This is a genomic window from Pseudomonas sp. GM49 (assembly GCF_000282355.1).
In the GTDB taxonomy this organism is placed as follows: Bacteria; Pseudomonadota; Gammaproteobacteria; order Pseudomonadales; family Pseudomonadaceae; genus Aquipseudomonas.
Genome location: NZ_AKJL01000268.1, coordinates 1 through 23,644, shown reverse-complemented (window position 1 = coordinate 23,644; position 23,644 = coordinate 1). Strand labels below are relative to the sequence as shown.

Annotated in this window: 19 protein-coding genes and 3 pseudogenes; 4 read left to right on the top strand and 18 right to left on the bottom strand. The window is 57.2% G+C overall.

Features of this window, described 5'->3' with window-relative positions:
• Position 1: 1 nt before the first annotated feature.
• The 16 genes from PMI29_RS0130385 to PMI29_RS06495 form a co-directional block, all read right to left on the bottom strand.
• A complete protein-coding gene (locus PMI29_RS0130385) occupies positions 2-394 on the bottom strand; it encodes a LysR family transcriptional regulator (protein ID WP_238541683.1) in 393 nt (130 codons plus the stop codon).
• Between the two features lie 123 nt (positions 395-517).
• On the bottom strand, positions 518-1,537 hold the full coding sequence (dmpG, locus tag PMI29_RS06425) for a 4-hydroxy-2-oxovalerate aldolase (protein ID WP_008001981.1): 1,020 nt from the start codon (positions 1,535-1,537) through the stop codon (positions 518-520).
• A 10-nt stretch (positions 1,538-1,547) separates the two neighbouring features.
• Positions 1,548-2,486, bottom strand: coding sequence for an acetaldehyde dehydrogenase (acetylating) (locus tag PMI29_RS06430; protein ID WP_008001980.1), 939 nt, complete (start codon positions 2,484-2,486; stop codon positions 1,548-1,550).
• 36 nt (positions 2,487-2,522) lie between these two features.
• Positions 2,523-2,723 (bottom strand): 2-hydroxymuconate tautomerase family protein, encoded by a 201-nt coding sequence (locus PMI29_RS06435; protein ID WP_008001979.1) that lies wholly within the window; start codon positions 2,721-2,723, stop codon positions 2,523-2,525.
• A gap of 16 nt (positions 2,724-2,739) precedes the next feature.
• Positions 2,740-3,543, bottom strand: coding sequence for a 2-oxo-3-hexenedioate decarboxylase (gene dmpH / locus PMI29_RS06440; RefSeq protein WP_007971591.1), 804 nt, complete (start codon positions 3,541-3,543; stop codon positions 2,740-2,742).
• Positions 3,544-3,554: 11 nt separating this feature from the next.
• Positions 3,555-4,337, bottom strand: a complete 783-nt coding sequence (gene dmpE / locus PMI29_RS06445) for a 2-oxopent-4-enoate hydratase (protein WP_008001978.1) — start codon at positions 4,335-4,337, stop codon at positions 3,555-3,557.
• A 10-nt stretch (positions 4,338-4,347) separates the two neighbouring features.
• The gene (locus tag PMI29_RS06450) at positions 4,348-5,808 is read right to left on the bottom strand and encodes a 2-hydroxymuconic semialdehyde dehydrogenase (protein ID WP_008001977.1); all 1,461 of its coding nucleotides are present in this window, start codon (positions 5,806-5,808) and stop codon (positions 4,348-4,350) included.
• An 18-nt stretch (positions 5,809-5,826) separates the two neighbouring features.
• Positions 5,827-6,531 (bottom strand): class II aldolase/adducin family protein, encoded by a 705-nt coding sequence (locus PMI29_RS06455; RefSeq protein ID WP_008001976.1) that lies wholly within the window; start codon positions 6,529-6,531, stop codon positions 5,827-5,829.
• On the bottom strand, positions 6,528-7,391 hold the full coding sequence (locus PMI29_RS06460) for a VOC family protein (protein ID WP_008001975.1): 864 nt from the start codon (positions 7,389-7,391) through the stop codon (positions 6,528-6,530). The genes PMI29_RS06455 and PMI29_RS06460 overlap by 4 nt, the downstream gene beginning before the upstream one ends.
• Before the next feature lie 190 nt (positions 7,392-7,581).
• Positions 7,582-8,817 (bottom strand): MFS transporter, encoded by a 1,236-nt coding sequence (locus PMI29_RS06465; RefSeq protein WP_008001974.1) that lies wholly within the window; start codon positions 8,815-8,817, stop codon positions 7,582-7,584.
• 87 nt (positions 8,818-8,904) lie between these two features.
• The gene (locus PMI29_RS06470; RefSeq protein WP_008001973.1) at positions 8,905-9,852 is read right to left on the bottom strand and encodes a SphA family protein; all 948 of its coding nucleotides are present in this window, start codon (positions 9,850-9,852) and stop codon (positions 8,905-8,907) included.
• Positions 9,853-10,036: 184 nt separating this feature from the next.
• On the bottom strand, positions 10,037-10,990 hold the full coding sequence (locus PMI29_RS06475; protein ID WP_008001970.1) for a fumarylacetoacetate hydrolase family protein: 954 nt from the start codon (positions 10,988-10,990) through the stop codon (positions 10,037-10,039).
• A gap of 10 nt (positions 10,991-11,000) precedes the next feature.
• Entirely contained in the window at positions 11,001-11,378 is a 378-nt protein-coding gene (locus PMI29_RS06480; protein WP_008001969.1) for a YciI family protein, read from the bottom strand.
• On the bottom strand, positions 11,371-12,303 hold the full coding sequence (locus tag PMI29_RS06485) for a VOC family protein (RefSeq protein ID WP_008001967.1): 933 nt from the start codon (positions 12,301-12,303) through the stop codon (positions 11,371-11,373). Before PMI29_RS06485 ends, PMI29_RS06480 begins: the two co-directional genes overlap by 8 nt.
• A 15-nt stretch (positions 12,304-12,318) precedes the next feature.
• Entirely contained in the window at positions 12,319-12,633 is a 315-nt protein-coding gene (locus PMI29_RS06490) for an NIPSNAP family protein (protein ID WP_007938251.1), read from the bottom strand.
• Positions 12,627-13,523 (bottom strand): NAD(P)-dependent oxidoreductase, encoded by an 897-nt coding sequence (locus tag PMI29_RS06495; RefSeq protein WP_238541685.1) that lies wholly within the window; start codon positions 13,521-13,523, stop codon positions 12,627-12,629. Before PMI29_RS06495 ends, PMI29_RS06490 begins: the two co-directional genes overlap by 7 nt.
• Before the next feature lie 201 nt (positions 13,524-13,724).
• On the opposite strand from PMI29_RS06495, the pseudogene alr reads away from it, so the two are divergent.
• Positions 13,725-14,774, top strand: a pseudogene (gene alr, locus PMI29_RS06500) (alanine racemase); the annotation flags it as partial.
• A gap of 227 nt (positions 14,775-15,001) precedes the next feature.
• On the opposite strand, the gene PMI29_RS06505 reads toward alr, so the two are convergent.
• Positions 15,002-15,973 (bottom strand): hypothetical protein, encoded by a 972-nt coding sequence (locus PMI29_RS06505; RefSeq protein ID WP_008001962.1) that lies wholly within the window; start codon positions 15,971-15,973, stop codon positions 15,002-15,004.
• 605 nt (positions 15,974-16,578) lie between these two features.
• Here PMI29_RS06505 and PMI29_RS06510 point away from each other — a divergent pair.
• Positions 16,579-20,802 carry a hypothetical protein gene (locus tag PMI29_RS06510; RefSeq protein WP_008001957.1) on the top strand — a complete coding sequence of 1,408 codons (4,224 nt, stop codon included), beginning with the start codon at positions 16,579-16,581 and terminating at the stop codon, positions 20,800-20,802.
• Between the two features lie 337 nt (positions 20,803-21,139).
• Positions 21,140-21,328, top strand: a pseudogene (locus PMI29_RS33170) (transposase); the annotation flags it as partial.
• A gap of 760 nt (positions 21,329-22,088) precedes the next feature.
• Here the strand turns inward: PMI29_RS33170 and PMI29_RS06515 are convergent.
• On the bottom strand, positions 22,089-22,955 hold the full coding sequence (locus tag PMI29_RS06515; protein WP_008001955.1) for a DNA-binding protein: 867 nt from the start codon (positions 22,953-22,955) through the stop codon (positions 22,089-22,091).
• Between the two features lie 78 nt (positions 22,956-23,033).
• On the opposite strand from PMI29_RS06515, the pseudogene PMI29_RS06520 reads away from it, so the two are divergent.
• A pseudogene (locus tag PMI29_RS06520) lies at positions 23,034-23,644 on the top strand (integrase); the annotation flags it as partial.

Here is a 23,644-nt window from a genome sequence, read left to right as displayed (position 1 = left end):
TTCACTCTCCTCTAAAATCATGTAAACGTGCTTGAGGTGCAACCTTGGACAATTCGCTTACGGTGGCGGGCAACCAAACGACTTCGCCAACGTCGCGCATTCTGATGGTAAATGCCTTTTTACAACTTTTCGGATCAAACACCGGCATTTGGCTTCCAGCCTCCCTGACCATCGCATGGGAGGCCAACAGTCGCGGCGCGATATGGACACAAAACGGTGTCGGTTCCATTCGGCGACCTACCAGCGTAAACAACCTGTCACCATAGTCGTTTCGTAACCGCTTGAGCGACCCGCTGACGGCTGCCTGCGTAACACCCGGATTCTGCGCCGCAATTGAAGCGGAGTGGTCTCGCCACAACGCCTCAAAGATATAGAGCAGATTTAGATCTTTCATCACAGCGCCCTGACTGATATTCAGAAACCAAAACACTGCACTTGCCAGCAAAGCGACGTGGGCTTCGAGCGGCAAGTGCAGTAAAACTGGAATTCTGGAGTGTTATACGGACGCGTGGATAACTCAACGTCGTGTCAGGTCCAGTGCCACATCAACGATCATGTCCTCTTGCCCACCGACCATTTTTCGCCGCCCCAATTCGACCAGGATGTCGATGGTACGCAACCCGTAGCGCTGGGCCGCCGCTTCAGCATGACGCAGGAAGCTGGAGTAAACGCCTGCATAACCCAGCGCCAGCGTCTCGCGATCTACCCGCACCGGACGGTCCTGAAGCGGACGGATGATGTCATCAGCGGCATCCATCAAGGTGTAGAGGTCGGTGCCATGATTCCAGCCCAGTCGTTCGGCGGCGGCGATGAACACCTCCAATGGCGCGTTGCCCGCCCCCGCCCCCATGCCAGCCAGGCTGGCGTCAACGCGGTCACAACCTTCTTCCACCGCGACGATGGAGTTGGCAACCCCCAGGCTCAGGTTGTGATGGGCGTGCATGCCGGTTTCGGTTTCCGGCTTGAGCACCGCCTTGAACGCACGGAAACGCTCGCGGATGTCCTGCATGTTCATCGCCCCACCGGAGTCGGCCATGTACACGCAGGTCGCGCCGTAGCTCTCCATCAACTTGGCTTGGGCGGCCAACTGTTCGGCCGGAATCATATGGCTCATCATCAGGAAACCGACGGTGTCCATGCCCAGCTCGCGGGCGTATTCGATGTGCTGTTTTGACACATCGGCCTCGGTGCAATGAGTGGCGATGCGCACCACCCGGGCACCGGCGTTGTAGGCTGCTTTCAGGTCATGCACGGTACCGATGCCAGGCAACAACAAGGTAGTGATCTTTGCGTGGCTGATCACGTCGGCGGCGGCTTCGATCCATTCCAGGTCGGTGTGCGCCGCGAAGCCGTAGTTGAAGCTCGACCCTTGCAGGCCATCACCGTGCGCCACTTCGATCGAATCGACCTTGGCTTTGTCCAAGGCGCGGGCGATGTCCTGCACGTTTTGGATCGAATACTGGTGACGAATCGCGTGGCTGCCGTCGCGCAGGGTTACGTCGGAGATGTAGATCTTTTTGCCGGGATTGAAAGTCATGTCGGTCTCCTCAGGCGTTGAGCATCGAATGCGCCATGCGCTCGGCGGTGGCCAAGGCAGCGGAAGTCATGATGTCGAGGTTGCCGGCATAGGCTGGCAGGTAGTGGGCGGCGCCTTCGACTTCGAGGAACACTGAGGTCTTGAGCCCGGAGAATTTTCCGAGACCGGGAATGTTCAGCGGTGCATCCTCGGGGATCACGTCGAACTGGACTTTCTGCTTCAAGCGATAGCCCGGCACATAGGCTTGCACGGCGGCCGCCATCTCGACGATCGAGGCCTCGACCAGTGCCTTGTCCGCCGCTTCGGACAATACGAACACGGTGTCGCGCATCATTAGAGGCGGTTCGGCCGGGTTCATCACGATGATCGCCTTGCCCTTGGCCGCGCCGCCAATCACTTCGATGGCCTTGGAGGTGGTTTCGGTGAACTCGTCGATGTTGGCGCGGGTGCCGGGGCCGGCGGATTTACTGGCAATCGAGGCGACGATTTCGGCGTAATGCACCTTGGCCACTCGCGATACCGCCGCGACCATCGGAATGGTCGCCTGACCACCGCAGGTGACCATGTTGACGTTGAGTTGACCGAGATTCTGTTCCAGATTGACCACTGGCACGCAATACGGGCCGATGGCTGCAGGCGTCAGGTCGATCAGACGGATGCCGGGTTTGATCGAGCGCAGGAAGGCGTCGTTCTTCACGTGGGCACCGGCCGAGGTCGCATCGAAGACGACATCGATGTCTTTGAATTCGTCCATGCGGGTCAGGCCTTCGACGCCTTCATGGGTCACCGCAACGCCCATGCGTTGGGCGCGGGCCAAACCGTCGGAGGCCGGGTCGATACCGACCATGACGGCCATTTTCAGGTGCTTGCCGTGACGCAGTATCTTGATCATCAGGTCAGTGCCGATGTTGCCCGAGCCGATGATGGCGACGCTGATTGGATTGCTCATTGTTATTGTGTCCTGTCGTTGCACACAGCCTGGGGATCAGGCGTTACCGCGCCGGCGTTCGGCAAGGGTCTTGCCACCCGCGGCCCACTGGGTTTCGGGAATCTCTTGAAGCAGCACGCGAACGTTTTCTACTGGCACATCCAGGCTTTGTGCGATGGCCTGGGTGACATTGACCAACAGTGCATGCTTCATCTCTTCACTGCGGCCCTCGGCGAGGTGGATCATGGCGATAGGCATGGTCGGTATCTCCGGATCAACGCTGGCTGGATGAAGTGAAGCGCATGGAGACACTACCCAAATGCTGGTAGCGGACGGTGATGTTGTCCCCGGCAGCAACAGCAATGGCCTCGGTGATGCCACCGGTCATGATGAAGCAGCCCGCCGGCAGTTCACGCCCCTTGGCACCGAGCATGTTGGCCAGCATGGCGACGCTCTGCGCCGGGTGCCCGAGCACCGCGGCGCCGGCACCGGTGGCGACCACTTCGCCGTTCTTCTCCAGCACCACACCCAGGCATTTAAGGTCAATGCCCTGCACGCCGCTCATTTGTCCGCCGGTGACAAAACGTGCCGAAGACGTGTTGTCGGCAATGACGCTCTTGAGATCGAAGCGGAAGTTCTCGTAGCGCGAGTCGATCACTTCGACTGCCGGCAAAATAAAATCGGTGGCCGCCAATACATCGCCAACATGCACGCCCGGTCCCTTGAGCGGATGCTTGAGGACAAAGGCGATCTCGGCTTCGACCTTGGGATGGATCAACCCATCAACATCGATAGCCGCGCCGTCCAGGCAAGAACCGTAGTCCGTAAGGAAGCCGTGGATCGGGTCAGTGACCCCCATTTGCTTCATCTTCGCGAAAGAGGTCAGGCCCATTTTCAAGCCAGCGATACGTACACCGCGTGACTCTTTGCGCTGGCGAATGGTGTCCTGAATGGCGTAGGCGTCTTCCCAGTCCATGTCCGGATGGGCGTCGGTGATTTTGGCCACCGCCTCACGATTGAGTTCGGCGTTTTCCAGGTGTTCGGCCAGTTGGGCGATAGTTGCTGCAGAGAGATTCATAAGGGTTTCCTTCAAACGAAACGAACGGAGGCCGAGCCGATGCCGCCCAGGCTGATGCGCAATTGATCACCGGCCTTGACCGGCACCATGGCGGCGAGTGAGCCGGAGAGAATGACTTCGCCCTTGTTGAGGCCAATGCCAAGTTGACCGAGTTTGTTAGCCAGCCAGGCCACGGCATTCGCCGGATGACCGAGGGCCGCAGCACCGGCGCCAGTGGCAACCACTTCACCGTTCTTTTCCAGGGTCATGCCGACACAGGCCAGGTCAACGTCACGCGGGGCCACGCCCTGCCCGCCCAGGACGAAAGCCCCGGCGGAGGCGTTGTCGGCGACGGTGTCCTGGATGCGGATCTTCCAGTCACGGATGCGCGAATCGACGATCTCGAAGCACGGCATCACATAGTCAGTAGCCCGTAAAACATCAGCCACGGTGATACCGGGGCCATGCAGGTCTTCCTTGAGCACGAACGCGATTTCGCCTTCGGCTTTGGGTGCGATCAAACCGTCGATGGCGATGGCGGCGCCGTCGGCATAGAGCATGTCCGAGAGCAGATGACCGAAGTCCGGTTGATCGACGCCGAGCATGTCCATGACCACTTTGCTCGTGACGCCGATCTTTTTTCCAATGACCCGCTGGCCGTCGTCAAGGCGTCGCTGGATCATTGACAGCTGTACCTCATAAGCCTGTTCCAGGGTCATGTCCGGGTAGGTGTCGGTCAGCGGCGCCAGAGCCTGGCCGTTGCTGAGGGCCTGGTGTAGTTGCTGGCCGAGTACGTGGATCTCTTGTTTATTCATGAATGGCTCCTTACAGCCGCACGCAGACGTTGCGCAGCTCGGTGTAGAATTCAAGCGAATGCACGCCCCCCTCACGGCCGATACCCGACTGCTTGGCACCGCCGAAAGCGGTACGCAGGTCGCGCAGGAACCATGAGTTGATCCAGCAAACACCCACGTCCAATGCGCTGCCCAGACGATGGGCGACCTGCAGGTTGCTAGTCCACACGCTGGCAGCCAGACCATAGGGTGTGTCGTTAGCCAGGTGGACGACTTCTTCTTCGGTATCAAAGGGGGCGATGTGGCAAACCGGGCCGAAAATTTCCTCACGCACCACGGCCGACGTTTCCGAAAGGCCGGTCCAGATCGTCGGCTCGAACCAAGCCCCCTCGGCCAAGTGCTCCGGTACTTGGGCGATGCCACCGCCATGGACCACCGTGGCACCGTCGGCGACCGCCTGACGGCAATAAGAGAGAATTTTTTCACGGTGACCGAGTGAGATCACCGGTCCCATGGTGCTGTCGTGCTGGTTCGGGTCACCCACTTTGATGCCTTCGGCGTGGGCTTTGAACGCAGCGACAAAACGCTCGAACAGTGGACGTTGCACGTAGATGCGCTCGGTCCCCAGGCAGACCTGGCCACTGTTCTCGAACACGGCGCGCCCCAAACCTTTGACGGCTTTTTCCAGGTCCGCATCGGCAAAAACGATGCCTGCGTTCTTGCCGCCCAGTTCCAGCGATACCGGGCGGATACCCTTGGCTGCGGCCTTCATGATGATCTCGCCCGTGCCGGTTTCACCGGTGAAGGTGACGCCATTGACTTCTGGGTGAGCAGTAAGGAAGGCACCGGCCGAGTCACCGCCGAAACCATGCACTACGTTGTATACACCCGGTGGCACGCCGGCTTCATTCATGACTTCGGCGAGCAGCGTGGCAGTGGCCGGGGTCTCTTCCGAGGGTTTGACCACCACAGTATTGCCACAGGCCAGGGCCGGCCCAACCTTCCAGGTCATCAGCAACAGCGGCAGATTCCAGGGACAAACAACAGCGATGACGCCTCGTGGTGCTCGCACGCTGTAGTTCACCGCCTTGCCACCGTCAGGGGTGTCCATCACGAAGCTTTCAGTCGGCACATTCTTGATCAGGTCGGCGAACACCTTGAAGTTGGCCGCACCACGGGGAATGTCCAGATGTCCGGCGAGCGCGCGTGGTTTACCCGTATCGGCCACTTCGGCGGCTACAAACTCTTCATGGCGACGTTCGATGCCATCCGCCACCTTGTGCAACAGGGCCGTTCTCTGGGCAACGGTCATGCTGCCCCAGGGGCCTTTCAACGCATCGCGCGCAGCTCGCACGGCGGCGTCGACCTCAGCCTTGCCGGCTTCATGTACCAAGCCGATCAGGCTGTTGTCGGCCGGGTTTCGGTTCTCGAACGTACGGGCGCTACTCACCCATTCACCATTGATAAAATGGCGGAATTCTTTCGCAGGCATACAGTGTTCCTTCTTGTTTTAGAGTGTTTGAACGCTGGCTTCGGGGTCGCCCGCTGTCAGGTATTCCCACATGCGTTCGTAAATTCGGCCGCTGGTGACAGCCCTTTGCGCGCAGGCCTGTGCGTCGAGTACCGGTCCTTGGATTGCAAGACCCGCGCTGTGCAGTTGCAATTCAATCCGTGCGGCGTCTTCCAGGTACCAGGTCAGCGTCAACGCTTCGACCAGTGACGCGCCGACGACGATGGCACCATTGCCACGCATGACCAGGGCATTCCCCTGCCCTAATTGATTGGCCAGGGCGCTGGCTTGGTCGTCGCTGCGCAGCAGCTGCGGGTCGTCCCACAGCGGGATTGGCGCCTGGAAGTAACTACCCATTCCATGACGCGATTGAGGTGTGAGCCTCGCACAGGACAGGGTCATGACCTGGGCAGGCATGCTTCGGATCACTGCATGGACGTCCGGGCGTCGACGGTATATTTGCTGGTGAATACGGACTTCACCCAGCACACCGTCGGGCAATTCACCTTTGATTGGCACCACAATTCCTGGCTCACCAATACGGATCAAACCCATCGGTCGCGCGGCGCAAACCAAAAAGTGCTCTTCATCAAGTCGCAAGCTGCAGTGCCCGTAGGCATGCACTAAACCAGCGCGGGCCAAAGCCCGCGCAGCCAAGCGCACTTGCGATTGCTGATCTCGGCCGGGAGTTGGAAAGTGACTCACGATTTGAACTCCGGAATGTCTGGCTTCGCACCCCACGCGCAGAATCCCGCACCCTCCGCCGGAAACTGCCGAGGTTGGTGGGTTGCATCATTTTCTGGAGAGATCAGGCTGACCCCTGTCGAGTATTCGTATGTCATGCCGTCAGGTCCCTCGAAATAGAGGAACATCGCGCCCGAGGTGGGGTGGCGGCCCGGACCAAAGAGGATGCGTATGCCCCGCTCAACCAGGAAGTAATAGGCACGCATCAAGTCATCGACGGACTCCACCTGATGGTTGATGTGTTGCACGCCGGGATGGGACGAAGGGAACAAGGCGATCTTGTGATGGATCTCGTCGATACGCAGCAGTGGCGCCTCGCCAATTCGGTCACTAACCCTGGCGTTTGCCAGCTGAGTCCAGAACAGTTCATCACGCCGGGCATTCATGGTGCGCAAGCCAATGTGGCTGAAACCGGTGATGCCGGCATCGCGACTAGGGAAATAGCGTCGCCCGCTTGCCTGGGGACGCAAGACCAGCTCGATGTTATTGCCGCTGGGATCTTTGAAGCGAATGAAGTCGTCGACATAGCGCACTTCAGCGTCTGCACGAGAGCCATGCTGTACGTTGAATTCATTACGCTCCAGCAAGACCGCTGCGTCTTCCAGGTCCTGCGCTGTTCTGACTTCGAACGCTGTTGTGGTTTCTTGCGGATCGCCCTCGTAATAGCAGAGCGTATGGTCTCGGCTGTCCGATCGGAAGTACACCGCTCCATTGGCTTCTCTTGCGATCTGCAAGCCGAGAACCTGTGTGGCGTAGCGACGTGCCTCGTCCAGATTCGCGGTGCCAAGCCGTATGTACCGAATGTCATGCAGGTTAATCATGAGGCATGTCCTCTTATTTATTGTTGTCTGGGAACCATCTTCCCGCTGGCCAATAAATAAAAGAAGCAAATATTAGTTATTCACGCTATCTGATTTATTTATACGCGTATCACCCTCTGCATCCAGTTTTTCGGGGTAAAAAAAATGCCCCGTATCTACAGATACGAGGCATTTTCACCAACGAATCAGGTCACCCGATTGCCTCCTTGGCAATGTCTGAAGCGCCTGCCTGCGTACTGACTTCATTCACTGTTTTACTCCTTGGCATGGAGAACACAAACAATGCGGAAATGACGTAGAAGCCGGCGCAGACGATCAATCCCGCTGCCAGGCTATAGAAGCTGGCAATGCCACTGAGCAGCACGGGTGCGAAAGCCGCCAGTCCGCGACCCGCATTGAAACAGAAGCCCGCTCCAAGCGTTCGCACCCGGATGGGGTACATCTCGCTGAAGTAAGAACCGAACAACCCAGCGAACACCATGAAAAATGCGTACCCCGCCCCTATCCAGATCAGCGATTGGGTGTGGGTGGTATAGACATAGACCAGCGCCATCATGGATGTCAGCAACAGCGATATAACAATCGTAAGCCGCTTGCCAATGCGATCGGCGATGAAGCCGAATACGTTCAGGCCAAAGAAATTCCCGAGATGGAGTACCGCCATAAAGCTGGTCATCGACGCCAGACTCAAGCCACGGTCCTGTATCAGGTAGGTGGGCAGCCACGTGCTGACGCCCCAGGAACCAAGCAACGCAAAGCTGGCTGCAAGAGACCCCAGCAGGGTGTAACGAAGTAGTTCAGGCGAAAAAATCTCCCTGACCGATATCCGCTGCGCAGTAGTGCCCTGTGTATTGCGCTGAGCCTTCCAGGCCGGCGATTCCGGAATCAGAAAAAATACATAAATAATCGGCAGTATCACCGAGGCACCGGACACGAAAAACATCAAACGCCATTCCGGCAGCATGAACTTTGCTGCCAGCGCAGCCACGATGGCGCCAACTGGGAAGGCACTGATCACGAAGGATATGGCTCTAGCGCGTTGCTTGGGCGGCCACGTTTCGACGATATAAGCCGAGAGGATCGTCCATACCCCGCCAAGGCCAAGACCAGAGACAAACCTCAGGCCCGCCATTACGTAGAGATCATGAGCGAATGCAAAGAAACAGGTCAGTGTGCCGAAGATCGCCAGCGATGCAATCAATGCCTTGCGCCGACCGAAGTTGTCGGAGTACCAACCTGTGGCAACGCCGCTCACACCAATACCCAGCAATGTAGCGCTAGCCAGCGCACCCACCTCATGGAGGCTGAAACCCAGGTCCTGGCGGATAACCGGCAGAGCGAGCGTAAGCAGGATGATCTCCATTGCATCAAAAAGGTAGGCGATGAATCCGCCGATCAGTACATGCCACTTGGATATTCCAGTCACGATTTCACCTGCTTTTAATTATTGGACAGTGATGTTCGTTCCGCGGGCCGCGATGTTGTTTATTGCGACCCTGGAAAGAGGCAAAGTTCAGAATCGGTAAACGGCCTGCAGCCAGAATTTATTACCTTCGGCACGGTTCTCGACTAGCATTTCGTGCTGCACTTTCATGACAAACCCGATTGCCGGGGTTTGGTATTTGATCGAGGGGCCGATTGCGACGACCCGACCACGGTTACCATCCAAATACGTCTGACCATTCTTCTCATCATCGCTGAGCTGCTTATACGCATAGCCGTTCACGCCCACTTGCCATTCGGGAGTGATGTTGTAGCCAATGTTGTAGTCGGCGTTGAACTCACGGCCGGAGCGATAGTGGGTAGCGGAGTTCTCACCATTGAACATATAAATGAGCTTGGCGCTGACCTCCAGTTTCTCCAATGGATAGGCAGTAAACGAGTACCATGGTCCGTAAGCCCAGTAATTTCGACCCGGGTTGAAAAGGCGGTCCTTGTCATAGGATCCTACGGGCGCAAATACATCCAGCGCGAATAATTGGCTGTACCGTGGAGAGCTCCACCCCAATACAAATGGAGTTACCGTCAAATCGCCGATGCCTTCTTGGTGATCGCTGCGATGAACGCGCCCTGCCGGTGTATCGACATCGAACTTGACGTCGCCCTTGACTAAGGGCAAGGCAATGCGACTGGCCAGCTTGGCACCCAGTATCGAGAAGTCCTGGTAGACGTAATCCACTCGCATCGACAGTGCTTGAACATCAAGGTCAAAGTTGTGAATACCTTGTTTTTGATTGCCATCGCCATCCAGCGTTTTATTCGCGCTGTAGTCGGACAAGTAGAAAAACTCGGTAAAGCCTGGCGGTGGCATCTTTCCCGCGAGAACCGTATTCACACCCAGTGGGTATGAGGTGCCGCCGCCTTCTGTTGCCTGGGCCAGCGGAACGCAAAGAAGGCCGATGCAGAGGGTGCTGATCCAGGCGCTTGTCGCGCGCAGAGCATTTGATCTTGGTGTGCTCATCTCATGTACCATTGTTATTTTTGTATGACGGAGGAGAGTTTTTTTGCAGCTTTCAGTGCTGGCGTTACTGAAAGGCGACTGGCAAATTTCAGGCGCAGCGAAGCACACAGTCATTTGTCAGGACGCTGCAAACAGTTGAGTTATTAAACGGCCGGGTGTTGATTGCCCGGCCTTCAGCAAGGTGTTACCGAATAGTGGTTTCCAGCTCGCCAAGCCCTTCGATGCAGACTTTCAATACATCGCCGCGGTCCAGGAATGTGTGGCTTTCCATGCCCACGCCCGCCGGTGTTCCCGTCAACAGAACATCACCGGGAAACAGATCGATGGTCTGGCTCAGATAGGAAATCTGCTCTGCGATGCCGTACATATGGTTGCGAGTATTGGAATCCTGTACCCACACCCCATTCCTCGACAGCTTGATGTCCAGGTTCTCGGGATCTTTGACAAATTGTGCCGGCGTCAGGTAAGGGCCCAGTGGGCAAGAGCCCGTGAAGCATTTGTGGCCAATCCAATCGAAGCGAAACGGCGAGCTGGGGTCGACTTGCTCGCGACGCAGCCGATCACGCGCGGACAGGTCATTGGCGCAGGTGTAACCCGCCACATAGTCGAGCGCCTCTTCAATGGAGACACGCGACGCTCGCTTGCCGATCACTACCGCCAACTCGGCTTCCCAATCGAGCATGCGGACACCTGCCGGAAAGTCTACCGCTTGCTTGTGTGCGACCAGACTGCCGCGGCCGGGCTTGATGAAATGCCAGGGAGCAATGCCCTCGCTGCGCGGATCCAGCGACAGTTTCATGTTGAACGCACGGGCCATGGCTTCGACATGGTCTCGATAGTTTGCTCCCGCGCAATAGATCGTGCCTGGACGTTCCAGGAACGGAGCAAAGTGCAACGTGGCAAGATCAAGCCGCTGCGACTCATAGAGTGCTGGCGCTTCAAACACTGCCATTGCAAGCTTTTGCAGCTGCGGATTGGACGTTTCCCAGAACTCGAGCAATGCATCGAGGGAAGCTGCCGGCAACTCAAGGCCGGCCTTGGCCACAAGCTGACCAAGATCATAGGCGTATTCGCCAACAAGCAGGCCGGTTGCGTTTGACTGGACATCCGTCCGATAGGTGAAAAGCTGATACTTCATGGGGCCACCATCACAGGAGCGAAAAGCGTTGGTTGGAAAAGCTGACGTGGAGCGTGAGGCCGCCTTCCATGAGCAGCCACTTGCGTACATCCACGTCATAAACGCCGTGGGCGATAAAGGGATCTGACTGGACGATGCGCAGTGCTTCGGCATGATCCGCCGCACGCAAAATGCTCATACCCCCCAGCTCACCGGGAAGGGTCTGATCCGAGACAAAGGGCCCGGAAGCGAACAACTCGCCGCGTTGCTGCGCCAGAATCGCCCACTTCAAGTGGGCGTCCAGCAGCTCTGGTACGCGGGTCAGGTCCCGTGGCGTACGCATGACCACGAACAGCGGCTTGTTCAACATCCCTGCCAGCAGTTCCTTGGTCGTAGAGCTATCACTCATCACGCGCCGCCTCGAAATTCTGAATGAAGGCTTCAGGTGGTGGATTGGTTGCCCACACGGCGATCAGGTCTGGTGGTGCCCCATCGATAGCCAGCCATTCGCTGTCATCTTCGGGAATGACATCGATGTCCCAGAAGTATTCGACCATGCTGTCCCAAGGGTCGCGGATGTAATGAAAGTAATTGGAGCCGGCCACATGTCGTCCAAGGCCAAAAGCGCTTTCGTAGCCCAGGCTCATCAGGTGTTGAGCGCCCAATTCGATCTCATCAATACCCATCACCTCAAAACTGAGATGATGCAGACCGCTATGGCTGCTCTTGGCCAGGCCCAATACATGGTGATCACCGCCACAGCCACACCGTAGAAAGGCGATCTTGTCCCCCGCGCGATCAGAGACTTTCATCCCTAGCACCTGGGTATAGAAATCAATCGAACGATCCACATCGGGGGTGAATTTGATCAAGTGACCCAAGCGCAACGGTGTCACTCGACGCAACTTCGAGGACGGTGTGCATCCGCGCTGACCGATGCGGCGGTAACGGCCCGGGGTGTTCGACTCTGGCGTCGGCAAAGGAGCTAACGGCATGGAGTCGGCGTCGGTTACGTGAACCCAATCGCCGGACGGATCACGAAACCACAATCCGTCTTGCCCGATATCAAACGGTGCCGGATGGATGACCACACCGTGGTAGCTCAGGCTTTCTCGAATAGTCTGCAGGCCCTCTGCATCGGTACCAAACGAGATATAACTCAGGCGCTTTGTGGTGCCGGGCATCAGTCGCACTTGATCCTGGGCGCGCCCCTTACAGCGCAACACCAAATGATCACCGGCCATGCGGGCTTCGAGCCCGACAGCTTCGTAGAAGGAGCGACCCACTTCCAGATCCGGAACAGTCACGCCTACGTGTTGTAGAGAACGAATCATCTTGGACGCTCCTTTTTAACGAATAGGGGAAAAGGGTGCGGCGCTCAACAGTTCCACCTGCTGGGCAACCACCAGATGGCCGTTCTTGCCAAGGAACGTACGCCATCTTGGATCACTGGACAGCGCCGCGCGGCGTTGGGCACGGTCCTCGTAGCTGGAATATCCCCACAACTGAATCACCCGATTGATATCCCCCGTTTCCGGCTTGAAATAACCGATCAGGTTGCCCAGTGCCTCGCCCTGAAGTGGCAGCCCTTCCTCCTCGTAAGCACGCAGGAATTCGTGCAGGGCACCAGGCTTGAGTTGATAGGTACGTTGTTCAATCAGCATGTTGTTTTCTCTTTTTTGGAAGGTGCCTGGGAGTCGGCCTGGGAGTCGGCTTCGATCAACTTGATCACTGCCGAGATATCTTCTTCACCAATGCCTTCTTCGATAGCCCTTAGGAAGTAGGGTTTGGCGGCATTGAACAAAGGCGCGGCGCTACCGAGTTCCTCGGACAGCTCACTGGCCATGTCGATGTACTTTTCCAGCGTGGCGAAAGGTCCTGGCGCCGGCAGGAAATGACGATCAGCCATCATCGGTGCTCTTGCGCTGAACATCGTTGAGCCACCCGCGCTTTGGCGTATCACCTCAACCACCTGCTGTGCGCTGAACCCTGCTTTCACGCCAAGGTTTAACGCCTCGGCTGCTGCCAGGGTGTGAATAGTCACGAGATAGTTGGCGATCAATTTCATCGCGACTGCGCACCCAAACCCACCGATGTGGAACTGGATGTCGGCGATTGCATCGAGCACCGGCTTGCAGTGCTCCACCAACTCAGGGTCACCGCCCAGAAACAAGGAAGCCTTGCGTTGCGAAACCATTGATGGAGTACCACTGACCTCCGCTTCCAACACCCGCGCACCACGTTGTTCGATGCGCTGAGCCATTCGTTGCTTGAAGGCTTTGTGATAGGTGCCGATCTCGATGAGCGTGTGCTGTGGTCCTATGGACTGAAGCAGGCCATCAGGCCCCTCCATGATGTCCATGTGGGCCACTTCGCTCGGCAGGCAAGTGAGGATGAAGTTGGCTTGCGCCGCTACATCGGTCGGGCTTTCGAGCGCGATGCCACCCTGACGGATGAAGGCCTCGCGATCTCGACGTCGGTAACCGACAACGCGAAATCCGGCCGCTAGCAGGTTGGTAGCGATAGGAAGGCCAAGCTGGCCGATTCCCACCATACCGATGGTTATCACAGGCATTATTCGCCTCTCTTGTTGTTGTTCTTTTACGCAAAGCTTGAAGCTCGGCTAGGCGCTAACCTAGGCGCAGCCGGGTTCTGGAGCAAATAGCTCGGATTATGAATAACTAGAAGCAAGCGTTATACGAAGGAACTGGAGTGGACTCGAAGCCTCAGCCAGCAGACTGGAAATCGATGATGGCAACGCCTGGCGGGTAAAAGCCAGATGTGTGCCGTAATGAAAGCCGACGCTTATGGAAATGGCATTGGTTTACTGATCCCTTCCGCCATCAGGATGGGAATCACCTGTATCGGCGTAGCGAGCAATGAGGAGGCGCGTGTTGCACGGGCGAAAGGCTTCAAGGGACGCCTGATGCGTTTGCGCAGCGCTACCGTTGAAGAAGTCGAGAATGCATTGCGTTACAACATCGAAGAGCTGGTTGGTAATCTGGAGGTTGCACGTCAACTCAATGAACTGGCCGACCGCAAGGGCGCCAAGCTGCCGATTCACCTGGCACTGAATTCGGCGGGCATGAGCCGCAACGGTCTGGAAATGAGCACGGCTGAGGGGCAACAACAGGCGGTGGATCTGACTCGGCTGGATCATCTGAATATCGTTGGAATCATGACCCACTTCCCGGTCGAAGAACGAGAGGATGTCCTTCAGGGACTGGCCAAATTCAAGGAGCAGTCCGGCTGGCTGATCGAACACGCCAAACTGGACCGCAGCCGGATCACCCTGCATTGTGCCAATACCTTCACCACGCTTGAGGTGCCGGAAGGATGGTTGGACATGGTGCGCCCGGGGGCTGCGCTTTACGGCTACCCAGTGGGTGGGCATAACGAGTTTCAACGAGTGATGCAGTTCAAATCGCGGGTCGCGGCGGTCAATGCCTACCCGGCGGGCAGTACAATCAGCTACGACCGTACCTTTACCCTGAGCAAGGACTCCTTGATCGCCAACATACCGGCCGGCTACTCCGACGGTTATCGACGGGCGTTCTCCAACAAAGCCTCAGTGCTGATCCACGGCCAACGCGCGCCGGTGATCGGCAAGGTCACCATGAACACCCTGATGGTTGACGTCAGTGACATCAAGGGCGTGCAGGCAGGCGATGAGGTCGTTCTATACGACAGGCAAGGTGATGAAGAAATTACCCAAGCGGAGCTTGAGTCCATCAATGGCGCGCTATTGGCTGACTTGTACACGATCTGGGGCAACTCCAATCCCAAAGTCTTGAAGTCCAAGTAACCGGTTCAACAAACGTCATCAATGGCGATAGTTAGCTGTCGAGATCGCGAATCGCCCCCGCAGGGCGCCAGCTCGAAAAGGAGCGACAGCCCTGCGGAGGAACAGCAGGTCTCCTATGACTAGGAAGCGGAAAAGTCGTTTCTGAACGCGGCTTGCTCAAGTGCATGAGCAACTGAGTGAGATCCCCTGTGCAATTATTCTCGCGGGCGTCGCTCGCCAAGCTGAACTCAGGCCTCCCAGCGAAGCCTTTCCAAGCGTTGCCAGATCGACTGCAGCTCAGTGTCGGGGTGGCGAAGACTTGACCAGACCTCTGCCAGTCGTGACACCGTAATCTCTCGCACATCAACCACCAAGTCTGCCTCAAGTAGCTTTTCACGGTTAGCGAAGAGCGCTTGCCCCAGATCCTCATCAATCTCTTTTTGCTCGAAGGTTACATCGAAGAAGCGTTCGTGCATGTCCTGGAACTTGTCCTTGTAACGAACCCTCACCAGAAGCGCCAGACTGTTATTCAACGCTTGGGTTCCGGGGATAGCATTGTCATGCGCGAACCGCGTCACCACGTCATCCATGCCATGTGGTGCTTCATCGACCGAGTAGAGCTCGCCCTTATAGGCCCCAACCCAAGTGACAGAGGAGTAATAATTGGCAAGGGGAATATATGCAATGGGTAAATCAGCACACTTTTTTCCGTCGCCTTTCTTTGCCTGACCAACAGGGCACCTTTCGCTCACAACAAGAAAAGGCGCTTTGGTCACCTGCAGTTCAGTCAGCTCCTCACCTGTGTTTTCGATTACCAAACGTCGAATGTAACTGGTCTCACCTTGGTACCCTTGGCGCCAGACCTTCAGCGCAGGCTGTTGCAGGCGCTGTAGCAAACTCAGCGTCTGTGTGGCACCACGTCGCTTATTTAGCTCGAGGATGCACTTCACATAGGTTTCGTAATTGTCATTTGCTGACAAAATCCCTGCATCGACCGCAGCCGCCTGAATTTTGGAGCGCTGAGAAGCCGAAAGCTCACCCCCTGACTTGTTGGCTTCAGAACGAATGATCAGTCCCACCCGATTGTCGATATCAACTCCAGCCCCGCACAGACTAATGTCTCGGCTGTCCGACTTAGCGTCAGACAGTGTGTCGACTGCGTTGTATTTTCCGCAGCCCCCCAGCACGGCAGCAGTCAGAAACAAACAGATATATTTCATGCACCCTCAATTTGGTCAGCAGGTAGGCACCACAACCCCGCGTCGTGGGAATGCCTAGTCTGCATCGAATAGCAGTCGAGATCAAAATGCCACCACCTTCGATACTCGCACCCTGCTCCGATGTGCCGACTTCGCTTAAGTCGATAGCGACGATATGGAGGACATTAGCGAAAGCGCGTTCAAGGGAACCGGCAACTCGAAGCTCAATATCGACCCGACCATAAACCAGAGTACGGGGCGCAACCGCGAACTGGGTAGCTTCTACCTGAACGTAGCGGATCAACGATAGTGAGACCGCGGCGGCTCTCAAAATTTTTCCGGCGGTTACAGCAATGACTGGGCGATGTCAGCTACAACATCAGTGTGAGCCGCGACTAGGACGTGGGTAATCGACCTTTCTTGCCGAGCCCGAGAATTGGACCCCATGCAGCTTACATCACCGTGCCGGCCCGTTCCGGCGCAAACGTGAGCATCACACATATGTCATGGAGTGCACCCGCAGGCTTGCAGATGTAATTTCATATCAGGCAAGCCTTTGATCGGGAGCTTTCAACTCCGGGCCCGGGAGGCTAACGTATCGCACCGTTTTCATGGAGCGCCTCCCTATGCCGTACCTCAACCTAGACCGACGCTTCGTGCAACGGAGGAAATACGATCAGGAGGAATTACTGCGGTCAGACCTAAACGGTCGTAAATTGTCATGGGGTGAGGTACTGAAAAGCCGCTACGCGATTATCGTCGCGCCGGCTAACTTCGGGAAAACCACTGAACTCAAGGAACAGGCAAAGCGTGAACGCATGGCGGGGAAATACGCGGTGTTTATCGAGCTGCGCAAAGTGCTTGATCGGGGTGCCTTTGAGGACTCACTGATCCCGTCTGAGGTTGATGCCTTCCAGGCTTGGCAGCAAGCTCCTGATGCGGCAGTCACCCTGTTCATCGATTCCTTGGATGAGGCTTCGCCCAAGCAGCGGGCTGATCTGCATCATGCCCTGAAGCAGGTCCTCAAGGCGGTCCAATGGCCAAACAGTAACACCCAGTGGATCATCTCGACGCGCCCGGCCGTACTCTCTCAGGATGTTTTGAGCCAGCTCTCGGAGATTCTGGATGTTCCCCTTGAGGTCACTTCCACGGAGGAGACCGATTTCGGGGGGCTGCTTGGTGATGAGACGGACAAGGCCACAACCACCCGGTTAAGCAGCAGCCACACCGCGTTGTCCATTTTCTCCCTGGCTTCGCTAACCTCAAGCCAGGCCAAAACCTATCTGCAGCGTGCACAAGGGGTTGATGATGCGGCCACACTCCTCGAGGTAGCCCACAACAAGGGCCTGCCTGGGTTCACGAAGAGCCCCGGCGGACTTGCGATCCTTGCCCACCTCGATCTGGTAAACCGCCAACCGGAGTGTCTAACCGATGTTTACAAGGGGGTGGTCCAGGCTGTCGAACTCCAACAAGGGCGTGACGATCGCCTTTCAACTGCTGGCACTCCCTCTGCACAGGTGGCGGTTGTCAGCAGAATTGCGGCAGCCTCAATGGTTTGTCAGCTGATGAACATCGAGATGCCTTCGGAACAGTTCGGCGTGGATGACGCTGTGCTTTCCGTGCGACTGATTGCGGGTACCCAGCTCCCGGAGTCGGCCTTGCAGCAATTGCTGACATCGCAACTATTCATTGATGCTGGCCACCACCAGGTCAAGCTCTACCCTGAGGAACTTGTTCCGTTTCTTGCCGCGCAACATTTCGCCTCGCGGGTTCAATCACCCGAAGATGCCAAACGCCTGGTCGATGCGTTTTCCTGGGACGCCCCTACGGGCGAGCGTGGTGTACAGCGTCGGCTGCTGACGATTTTGGGTTGGCTGGCGACCTTGAGCGCCTACTGCCGGGAAGAACTTTTGCCGCGAGACCCGCAAGTGGTCGCCTTTTTTGGTGACTTACGTAACCGGGATATCCCTAAGGCTGACGCCCACGAGGCAATCAAGCGAAGTATTCAACTTGTGGCGACACAAGGGGATCGCCTTGGGCGCAAACATTACGATCTCACACCCGAAAACTACTGGCAGGTTGGCGCGGACTACAACCTGCCATTGATCAGCGAGCTGTTCGAGCAATATGGTTCAAATCATCGCGCCCGAAGTGCGCTGATCAATATTGCAACCCACAACCGCTCAGACATTCTGCGCCAGCAGGTGCTGAAGGCGTGTCAGGGTGACCTGGCACTGCTCATGAAACAACGACAGAGCCTCGACCTGTATTACCTGCTGGACCTTGGCGTCAACGAGGACCTTCAAGGCATTGCAACCGCGCTGATGGAGGAAGCTGCTCTCCATGAAAGCCTGATCTCCGCATCGATTACCCGCCTGGCCTGGTCGCACCTGACGGCGGCCCAAATCGTTACCTTGGTCGAACGGCAGTTTGACCGGGGTCAAGGGGCTTTCCGCCTGACCTCCACCATCGCTGGTCCGGTTCTCGACGCTGCGGATGAGCAACAGGCCTATCAGCTGGCGCGATCGCTGGTAATTCGCTTGGTCCGGGACCGTCATCTGCCCGACGCACGAAGGAAAGTCTATTCGGACTTCTCCGATCGGCGGATCAGTTTTGTGATCGATGTGCTGGCCTCACTAATCACTCGATCAGGGAACCGCAATGAATCACGCGTGGTTCTCCTTTGTCTCATCATTCGCCGGTTTTTCCGCGAATGCTTTTATGGTTCGAGTGATTTTTCAGCTCTGCGCACAGCGCTTGGCCAGAACCCGGCGGTACGCCTGGAACTCCTTCGGAAAGTCCTACAGCTGACCGCCCCAGATACTGAAGTGCTCAGGGACGCCATTTTTGGCTTTGGCTTTATCTGTGAGCCCGCCTTGGAGGACGCCACGACGCTCATGTCGGACCCGCTGCGATCCGCGATTCTGGCATTTCAGGCGCCCATTGCCACTGGCAGGAAGCCCCGGGCAACGGCCAAGGAAAATCGTCAGAATCGCATGACCATGGACGCAGCATCACTGGCAACTCTGCACGAGGAAATTGACCTGATAAGTAACGGCTCTGGGCGTCAGGCAATTGCTTGGTTGGTTGGCTGGCTTTTGCAGGCAAACACGTCGTCCCGCTATGGCGACGTCAGCATCGAGCCAGTGGCGGCGGTCGCTGGCGCTGACCTGGCAGCCGCATTCAAGGCCGGGCTGTCCACGCTTTGGCGCGATCAACTGCCAATGTTTAAGGAGGATGAACCAAGGTCCACGTACCACATCACCGTGGCTGGCTTGCTGGGCCTAAGCCAAGAGCTTCGCGACGGCACCGATTTGCCGACCTTGTCGGCGAGCCAGGTAGGACAGGCCATTCAATACGCTTGCTTTGAAATCAACGGATTTCCTAAATGGTTCTGGCCATTGGTCGACGCACACCAGACTGTGGCGATTGTCGAGTTACAGCAGCTGATCGCGCGCGCGGATCGGGGACCAACCTCCTTCGAACACGCAGAAGAATTGCTTGTTGAATTAAACAACGCGCCGGAGAGCATTCAGAAAGCGTTGGCGCCGGCGGCCTGGTCCTTTCTTCTTAAACAGCCACGGTGCAGAAATCACACGACCGAGTCGCTCCTCAATCTGGTAAGCAATGTTCCAGGCACAACAACTCAAGACGTGTTTGAGGCGCAGGCGTCGAGCCGACTTCAGGCGACATTCAGCACGGCCATGCTTACTGAATCAGGCGAGAGCGTCATTCAGCCCGCTCTACTGGAAACAGTGGCGCAAAGTGTCATGTGGGGGGCTTTCTGGCTTACTACCCACCCAGATTCCTTCAAATCCCATCTTGAGCGGTGGCTGGTTGACGCCAGTCCCCAAGCACAGAGTTTTGTTTTCGAACTGGCGGCCTACCTCGGAAAGGACTATGGGTCGAAAGTCATCGGGCTCGCCAAACAGAGTGACGACGGGGTTGACACACTGGCCGCCCTTTATAGATGGACCTTCGGTATCGTCCGACCTGAGAACGACATCGAGCATCCTGAAGGAAGTGTGTATACGCCAGGTAATCGGGATGCTGCCGAGCAACTGCGTGATGCGCTCATACCCGCCATTGCTGCAGCAGGGTCGACAAGAGCCTATGAAGCCCTCGAGGCAATTCGCAAGGTTGCGGGCGACGAGCAAGCACAGTACCTGAGCAGTGTTTTATTCGACATGCAGGAAGCACGCTTCAGTCGTTCGCCAGTATTGCAACGGGATTTTGACAAGTTCGATGACGACTTCAGGCAGCCAGTCGCCGGCACACTTTCGCTGGCGCTGGCGGTCCAGGAAGACCTTCTGGCCGTGAAGTACAGCATTGAAAAAGGTGAGTTCAGTCTTCGTCGGTTCTTCAGCGCCGTGAACTTTTCTCGTATCAGTACCGACAAGGAAGGCCTCGCGTTGGAAGCCGATTTTCAGGCCTTGCTTGGGAGTGAAATGAATCACCTCGCGGGGTCTCGTTATACCGTCACGCGGGAGTCCGAGACAGCAGAGGCCACGCGACGGGATGTGCTTTGTCGGAAAGGTTCAGACTACGCCTCCATCGAACTCAAGATGTCCATGCGCTGGACCGTGCCCCAGTATTTGGAAGCACTCGAGCACCAGTTGGTGGGGCAGTACATGCGCAACCGCAATGCAACGACAGGCTTCCTAGTCATTGTGCTGCAGGAGCAAGATCGAAAATGGCATTACCCTACAGCTTCCGATCGAATGACATTCAGTGAGCTCATTAAATTGCTTCAGGCCCGGGCTCTTGAATTAGAAGGGCAGGATCGCAGGCGATTTATTCGAGTGATCGGGATCGACTCGACACCGCCGAGAAGCTTTCGGGACGTCTGAGGATCCAGAGGGCCGGCCCGGTATCGTGGCCGCCACTCCTATGGTCGGCTGATCTCCTATGCGTGCAGTCTTCCTTCGCCCATGAAGGGTTCATCGACACGCCATCCTTCGATGATTTCGCCAGCGAGCGGCAGCTCACCCCGGAGAATTGGCATGGCCCTCAAGGTCGTGAATTACTGGAAAGGTCGTAAGCGTCCGGCCAAGTCACCTACCGAACTCCAGCATTAAGGGCGATGGTGTCCGCGTATTTTTTGCGGACGCAATTGCCCTTATCGCCAGGATTTTGCGCCAACGAAGCTCTTACCCTCATCCGTTCAAAGCCTAGGTCGTCCAAGAATGCCTGCAACCCGGAGCGACGATTTCCAGCGTAGCCATCCATCACGGTATCAACGCCAACGTTATCCGCAAGTGGCTACCGACCTACCGGGATCAATCACCTGCAACCTTGCCGGCTTTCGTTCCCGTAAAAACGGCAATAAAGCGCGCAACAGAAGAGACGGTGATTAGAGGCTGGCGGGGATATTGAGCGAGGAGTACAAGCATGGACTCGCTCAGGAAAGTCGGTGTGCCATGGCATGGCCAGTGACTTAATTACAAAACTGTCAGGCCTCCAAGCCTCTAGGAAGGGTCGGTGTGTCTGCCGGACGCTTATGCAGTTTTCACACAGCGACGTGTTGGAAGTAAATATCCAAAACCGGAAGGGGTTACACGGTTTTGGACATTTACATGCCAGAAATTTCGATATTTACTTCCGGGTAGTTGAAGGGCCAGAAACGACGAATCCCGCTCTAGGCGGGATTCTCAGCCGTCGATTGCATGCGTTCGACGGGGCAGGACGCTGTTACCTGGCACTGGGCCATCTGACTTTCATCAGAAGAGGGGTGCGATCCGAAGATCCCTGTAACCACCCTGTGGTTCACGCCTAGGCGCAGATGAACAATAGTCAATCCATAATCGCTATGTCAATCCTGCTGTCACCTCCTGGATCACCTAGATTCACCCCCGATCATCCCTCAACCCCCGGTTCAGAGGGCTCTTAGCCGCAGAACTGGCTCTTCGCCGGATCGCTAGAAAGCGGAAAACGGGCTGCGGCGATCATGAGCTTGATCCAGTCGGCGCGGCTCAACGGGCATAATCCGTATGCCTATCCAATAAGGCATGAGGCCATTAAGGCAATTCAGTCGCTCATGGACTGAAGCTGAACCTCAGGTTCAGTTCAGCTGATTGCTGCATCGGGATCGCAGGCTGCAAGCCGGAGTGTGGAATGGCCGCTGATGGCTGTGGATTCAACCGGTCGAAGCAACGGATTTGCCGGATTTTGGTTTACGCTTGACGGCGGGAACCTGGCGTAACTGCGTCAGTTGTTGCTCCAGCGTATCAGCACGGGCCTGCTGTGCCGCGGCATGTTGCTGGGTTTGACTCAGCTCGTTTTGAGTCGACTCCAGCCGCCGTTGCAGCTGCTCGACGTGCCGCCCAACCTCCTTGAATTGGGCCGCCATGGCCTTGCCCTCCTCCCGCGCGCGGTCAACCTCACGGTGCGCACGATCTTCAACGCCACGTACGTAGCCCTCCTGCGTCACACGCTCCTGCTCGGCCTTGAGCCGTAACGCCTGCAGATCATGCTGTAACGTGTGGTTGTGCTGCTGCGCTTCACGGCGCTCGTGCAACAAACCTTCACGCTGCTGCTGCAAATCCTCGATCTGCGTCTGGCGCTGGGTCAGCAGTAGCTCCAGATCCGCCAGGCGCAACTCGACTGCCTGGCGCCCCGCTACTGCGTCCGTCGCCTGTTGGCGAAACTGTGCCGCGTCCTGACGCGCCTGATCCTCGACAGCAGCAACTCGCTCGCGCTCGGCAGCCAAGACCTGACGTTGATCGGACAACGCCTGTTCGGCGACGCCCTGGGCCAGGTGGATGGCCTGCTGCCACACCGCGACGAAGGCCTGCGAGACCTCGCCGGGCAGCGCGGGTAGACGGGTCTCGCCGCTGAGCCGTTCGGCCAACCGCGCCCACCATTGATCGAGCAGGCCGCCAACCCGCGCCGGACTGCCGCGCCCCAACTCCAGACGCACGCGCTCCACGGTCGGCCGTTCGCCGCGGGCCAACACCGCGTCTGCGGCGGCAAACACCTCGGTTTCCGGCACCCCTACTGCCATGGCTCATCTCCGGCTATATTAGGTCTGATAATGAAAGATTATCCGACTCTATATTTTCTTAATTGGAATAATAATACGTTGGACGTAATAGAAATTACAGATCAATTACCACTGCTCGACGAAACCCCGCTGGACCTGCATTTTCTGGCGAGCAACGCCCAGGAAGCGGCCGCGGCCTTTATCGCCGCCGGCACCGCGGCCAACACCGTGCGCAGCTACCGCAGCGCTCTCGCCTACTGGTCGACCTGGCTGCAGTTGCGCTACGGCCAGGCCCTGGGCGATGCGCCACTCCCTGCCACCGTGGCCGTGCAGTTCGTGCTGGATCATCTGGCCCGGCCGTTGGCGGACGGCAGTTGGGCGCACCTGCTGCCGCCGTCGATCGATGCGACGCTAGTCACCGCTCGGGTCAAGGGCAGGCTGGGGCCGCTATCGTTCAACACGGTCAGTCACCGTCTTTCAGTGCTCGGTAAATGGCACCGGATCAAGGAGTGGGACAGCCCGACTGAATCATCGGCGCTGAAGACCCTGCTGCGCGAAGCGCGCAAGGCGCAGTCGCGTCAGGGCGTGGAGGTGCGTAAGAAGACCGCGATCGTGCTTGAGTCGTTGCAAGCGCTGCTCGCCACCTGCGACGACGGCGTGCGCGGGATACGCGACCGCGCCCTGTTGTTGCTGGCGTGGAGTGGCGGGGG

Bases quoted from the DNA above. Each gene is read 5' to 3' on its own strand.
- PMI29_RS0130385 (WP_238541683.1), bottom strand. From the start codon at position 394: ATGAAAGATCTAAATCTGCTCTATATCTTTGAGGCGTTGTGGCGAGAC.
- PMI29_RS06505 (WP_008001962.1), bottom strand. From the start codon at position 15,973: ATGAAATATATCTGTTTGTTTCTGACTGCTGCCGTGCTGGGGGGCTGC.
- PMI29_RS06435 (WP_008001979.1), bottom strand. From the start codon at position 2,723: ATGCCTATCGCCATGATCCACCTCGCCGAGGGCCGCAGTGAAGAGATG.
- PMI29_RS06470 (WP_008001973.1), bottom strand. From the start codon at position 9,852: ATGAGCACACCAAGATCAAATGCTCTGCGCGCGACAAGCGCCTGGATC.
- PMI29_RS06460 (WP_008001975.1), bottom strand. From the start codon at position 7,391: ATGATTAACCTGCATGACATTCGGTACATACGGCTTGGCACCGCGAAT.
- PMI29_RS06485 (WP_008001967.1), bottom strand. From the start codon at position 12,303: ATGATTCGTTCTCTACAACACGTAGGCGTGACTGTTCCGGATCTGGAA.
- PMI29_RS06430 (WP_008001980.1), bottom strand. From the start codon at position 2,486: ATGAGCAATCCAATCAGCGTCGCCATCATCGGCTCGGGCAACATCGGC.
- PMI29_RS06495 (WP_238541685.1), bottom strand. From the start codon at position 13,523: ATGGTGGGAATCGGCCAGCTTGGCCTTCCTATCGCTACCAACCTGCTA.
- dmpG (WP_008001981.1), bottom strand. From the start codon at position 1,537: ATGACTTTCAATCCCGGCAAAAAGATCTACATCTCCGACGTAACCCTG.
- PMI29_RS06490 (WP_007938251.1), bottom strand. From the start codon at position 12,633: ATGCTGATTGAACAACGTACCTATCAACTCAAGCCTGGTGCCCTGCAC.
- PMI29_RS06450 (WP_008001977.1), bottom strand. From the start codon at position 5,808: ATGCCTGCGAAAGAATTCCGCCATTTTATCAATGGTGAATGGGTGAGT.
- dmpH (WP_007971591.1), bottom strand. From the start codon at position 3,543: ATGAATCTCTCTGCAGCAACTATCGCCCAACTGGCCGAACACCTGGAA.
- PMI29_RS06475 (WP_008001970.1), bottom strand. From the start codon at position 10,990: ATGAAGTATCAGCTTTTCACCTATCGGACGGATGTCCAGTCAAACGCA.
- PMI29_RS06515 (WP_008001955.1), bottom strand. From the start codon at position 22,955: ATGGCAGTAGGGGTGCCGGAAACCGAGGTGTTTGCCGCCGCAGACGCG.
- PMI29_RS06480 (WP_008001969.1), bottom strand. From the start codon at position 11,378: ATGAGTGATAGCTCTACGACCAAGGAACTGCTGGCAGGGATGTTGAAC.
- dmpE (WP_008001978.1), bottom strand. From the start codon at position 4,337: ATGAATAAACAAGAGATCCACGTACTCGGCCAGCAACTACACCAGGCC.
- PMI29_RS06510 (WP_008001957.1), top strand. From the start codon at position 16,579: ATGCCGTACCTCAACCTAGACCGACGCTTCGTGCAACGGAGGAAATAC.